Raw genomic sequence first — 1,937 nt, forward strand, 5'->3', positions numbered from 1 at the left:
CGCGCACCTCGGCTCCGGGCACCTGGTGCCGGGCGGCCGAGCGGGGCTGATGGAGGAAGACCGCCCGGTACGAGGGAGCCGCGGCAGGGGCCGGGGAGCCGTCGGCCGCGAGGGCCTCCATGGAGTCCAGCACCTGCTCGCCCAACTCCCGGACGCGGGACCCGAACCCGGCCTCGGCCGACAGCCGGCTGCGGACCGGGAGCACCCGGGTGAACAGTCCTACGGCGTCCTCGGAGCCGGGGGTGTGGCGTCCGGCGAACGGCATTCCGAGCACGCCGTCGTGCTCGGCGGACCAGGCGTGCAGCAGCAGGCTCCACGCGGCGAGCAGCACCGTGGCGGGCGAGACCGCCTCGCGTACGGCGATCTCCCTTACGGCGGCCAGGCGTTCGGCGGACAGCGCCCGCTCGGCCCATCCCGCCGCACCGCGCAGCCTGCCCTCGGCGCGCACCAGATCGGGCAGCGGGCCGAGCGGCACGGGCTCGCCGTCGAGGAGCGCTCCCCAGTACTCCGAGGCACCGGCGGCGGGGGTGTCGCCTGCCGGGGCGTCGACGGACGACGGGATGTCGTCGGACGGGGTGCCGTCGGACGCGAGCCGAGTGGGCAGCGCGTCGGCATCCGGTGTCCGGGCGGCGTCGTCAGGGGCGGAACCCTCCAGCCGGGCGCGGTACGCGGCGAGCAGATCGTCCGTCAGGACGTCCAGGGTCCGCCCGTCGGCGACGATGTGATGGACCGTCAGCACCAGCAGCGTGCCGTCGTCGTGGCACAGCGCCTCCGCGCGGAGCAGGGGCGCGGTGGCCGGGTCGAGGGGGCGCTGCGCCGCGCGCACGGCCTCGGCCACGGCTTCCTCGCCGTGGCACGAGCCGGGTCGCCGTACGACACCCAGGGGTACTGGCGCGGACGGCTCGGGGACGAAGCGCAGATCGCCGTCCTCGGCGTCGAACCGGCCCGCGAGGACGGGATGCCGGGTCAGCAGATCGCCGAACGCCTGACGCAGGGCGGCCGGGTCGAGGGAGCCGGTGAACTCCAGGGCCACCGGCACGTTGTAGCGGCCCGACTCGGGCTCGCAGCGGTCCGCGAGCCAGATCTCCGTCTGGGCGGCCGAGACCGGCGACCCGTGCTGTCCGCCGTTCACGGGCGCACCTCCGCGGCCTGGGGCAGCCGTGCGGCCCGCGCGGGGTCCGCCGTGCGCGCGGCCTCGGGTGTGTCGGCGGCGGCGAGCGCCTCCGCCAGGTACCGCACCGTCGGGTTGCGGAACAGCACCCGTACCGGGATCCGCCGGGCCAGCGCCGCGCCGAGGTCCCTGACCACCTGGAGGGCGCCCAGGGAGTGGCCGCCGACCTGGAAGAAGTTGTCCTCGTCGGTGAATTCGTCGTGGCCGAGGGCGTCGGCCCAGGCCCGGTGCACCAGTGCGGTGAGCTCACCGGTGCCGTGTGTCGCGGATTCGGTCGCCGTCACGGCAGTCGTGTCCTTCCGTTCTTCGTCTGCGTCGCGTGCCGCCCGGCCGGCGGGCGGGGCGCGGGTTCAGGCGGGTGTCTGCTGGTCGGGCACGAACGCCCGGTAGGTGTCGTCGACGGAGTCCCACAGCCGCGGGAAGAGGCTGCGTTCGGCCATGGCGCGCACGCCGGCCGTGGACTGGCCGCGCAGGCTCTTGGGCAGGTCCTGACCCGGCTCGTGTGACGTCTCCGGGCGGTCCGTCGGCGCGCTCTCGGGGTGGCCGCCGAGCTGGGACCAGACCAGGCGCAGGTGGTGGTGCTTCCACGCGGCGACGGCCCCGTCGAGGCGCAGCAACGCCTGCCGCACCAGCGCGAGTTCGGGTGCCCGGTCCGCGCGCCGGGGCGGTGTGCCGCGGCCCTGCGCCTCGATGAGCGCGCGCACGGTGAGGTCCTCGCGGGCGACGGCGGCCTCGGCCTCCTGCCACAGCGCGACGGCCGCGCGGC

General features: G+C 76.2%; 3 protein-coding genes. All 3 read right to left on the bottom strand.

All coding sequences use genetic code 11. The features are described 5' to 3' along the window. Positions 1-1,132 (bottom strand): condensation domain-containing protein (locus tag WN71_RS38835; protein WP_240529919.1); only part of this gene is annotated, 1,132 nt, incomplete at its 3' end. Then, positions 1,129-1,455: an acyl carrier protein gene (locus tag WN71_RS38840; RefSeq protein ID WP_046592870.1), complete on the bottom strand. Its 327-nt coding sequence runs from the start codon at positions 1,453-1,455 to the stop codon at positions 1,129-1,131. The genes WN71_RS38835 and WN71_RS38840, both read right to left, overlap by 4 nt. A 66-nt stretch (positions 1,456-1,521) precedes the next feature. Next, on the bottom strand, positions 1,522-1,937 hold a 416-nt coding region (locus tag WN71_RS42165; protein WP_167383003.1), incomplete at its 5' end, for a hypothetical protein.

The organism is Streptomyces mangrovisoli (assembly GCF_000974985.2).
In the GTDB taxonomy this organism is placed as follows: domain Bacteria; phylum Actinomycetota; class Actinomycetes; order Streptomycetales; family Streptomycetaceae; genus Streptomyces; species Streptomyces mangrovisoli.